A 2,177-nucleotide genomic window follows, 5' to 3' on the forward strand; every position below is an offset into this window, starting at 1 on the left:
CGAGCCCGACAACGCCGTGGTGCGGGCCCACCTGGTGGCGGAGGCCGCAGAACCGGTGGAGGGCCGCCTGCTCGATCCCGCCATCGCCTACATCACCTCCGACCGGCTCGTCGCGACGCCGTTCTGCCGCGCCTTCGAAGTCCACGAGGCCATGCCGTTCTCACTGAAGCGGCTGCGGTCGTCGTTGCGCCGCGCGGGAGCGGGAACGGTAACGATTAAGAAACGCGGCTCCGCGGTGGATGTCGACAAACTCCTCCGCGACCTCAAACCGAGCGGCCCGGAATCGGCAGTGGTCGTCCTCACGCGCGTCGGCGACCGCCCTCTGTGCCTCGTGTGCTCCGAGGTCACGGCGTCTCCGTAGACGTATCGCGCAGATGCCACAAAACGGAATCCCCGCCACACGCGTGACTACGACCACGATCAGTACTAACGTGACGCAGCAGACCGGCTATGGCGATTCACGTCCAATCCCCTCATCTTCGCCAGTCACGCGCGGCGAACAAGGCTCATGTCGTTAAACTGATCCCCGCTGAATCCCTTCTCCCCGTCCTGGATTCGACCGGCGACGCAGCACGGTTGTCGGCGGCCGTCGATCGCCTCGCTCCCACCGCGACCACGGTTGTCACCGCGCGTGCCCATCGGCCCCCCGAACGTGACAGCGCACCCGGCCCCGGCGCCGCGTCGGCCGAGCCCAGGAGCACACCGCCCATCCACGGCCGAATCGGGTGGGGGCGCCAGATCTTAAGGAGCACCTCGGTGGAACAGACCAACCACAACTTCCTCAACGGGGGAGGTCAGACCGGGATCTCCGACCGCATGCGGGACCTCCTCTCCCGGGCCGCGCAGGACCAGGTCTCCGAGCAGAAGTCCCAGGGTGCGGTCAACGAGGAGATGCGCCAGCGCCTGGAAGGCATGGAGTGGCTGGGGCGCGAGTTCCGCGAACGCGAGTTCGCCACGCTCGCGGAGTCGGTCTCCGCCGTCCAGACCCGGGTCGACGAGATCTCCGCACGCCCGCCGGAGTGGGCCGAGACCCTCGCCGAGCACATCGCCCTGGTCGGTGAGCGCGTCAAGCCGCTGGCGGAGATGTCGGCGCTGCGGTCCGACATCCGCACCATCACCGGCCACCTCGACACCACCCTGACCCGGTTGCAGGAGCTGGCCGAGTCCGGCGAGCAGGCCTCCGGCAAGATCGACGCGCTCACCGACCGCGTCGAGAAGCTCGCCTCCTCGACCGAGGCCCGGTTCGGGCGCATCGACGAGGCCGTGGAGGGCCTGACCGCCGACTCCCGGGAGCTGCGGGACTCCCTAGCGGCGCTGACCGAGCGCGTGGAGGCCCAGCACGACACCGCCATGGGCACCGCCGCCGAGAACCGCGAGGCCGTCACCACGGCCCTCACCGAAAGCCGCGAGGCGCTGTCGGCCGCTATCGAGCAGGGCCGCACCTCCGTCGAACAAACCCTGGCCGAAAGCCGCGAGGCGCTGTCCACCGCCGTCGAACAGGGCCGCACCTCCGTCGAACAAACCCTGGCCGAAAGCCGCGAGGCGCTGTCCACCGCCGTCGAACAGGGCCGCACCTCCGTCGAACAAACCCTGGCCGAAAGCCGCGAGGCGCTGTCCACCGCCGTCGAACAGGGCCGCACCTCCGTCGAACAAACCCTGGCCGAAAGCCGCGAGGCGCTGTCCACCGCCGTCGAACAGGGCCGCACCTCCGTCGAACAAACCGTGACCGAAAGCCGCGAGCACCTGGCGACCGCCGTCGGCGAGAGCCGCGACACCCTCGACGCCTCCCTGCGCGAGCAGCACACGCAGCTCGGGGACAAGCTCGACACGACCGCCGAGGAACTGCGCGGGGCCACCGAGCAGAGCCGCGACGCCGTCACCGGAGCGGTCTCCGAAGGCATCGAGCTTCTCGACACGCAGTCCCGCGAGCGCCACACGGCCCTCACCGAAGGCATCGAGCGGATCTCCACCACGGCCGACCAGAACCACACCGCCCTCACCGAGGGCATCGAGCGGATCTCCACGACCGCCGACGAGAACCACACCGCCCTCACCGAAGGCATCGAGCGGCTCGACGGGCGCACCGCCGAGAACCACACCGAGGTCACCGCGCAGCTCACCGAGAGCGTCGCCCGGCTGAGCAGCCAGGCCGAGGAGAACCACATCGAGGCCGCCGC

At 69.7% G+C, this 2,177-nt stretch carries 1 protein-coding gene and 1 pseudogene; both read left to right on the forward strand.

The genetic code is table 11. The features are described from left to right. On the forward strand, positions 1-361 hold a 361-nt coding region (locus D452_RS0100840), incomplete at its 5' end, for a THUMP-like domain-containing protein (RefSeq protein ID WP_026128857.1). A gap of 395 nt (positions 362-756) precedes the next feature. Beyond that, a pseudogene (locus D452_RS0100845) lies at positions 757-2,177 on the forward strand (hypothetical protein); the annotation flags it as partial.

The organism is Nocardiopsis prasina DSM 43845 (assembly GCF_000341265.1).
In the GTDB taxonomy this organism is placed as follows: Bacteria; Actinomycetota; Actinomycetes; order Streptosporangiales; family Streptosporangiaceae; genus Nocardiopsis; species Nocardiopsis prasina.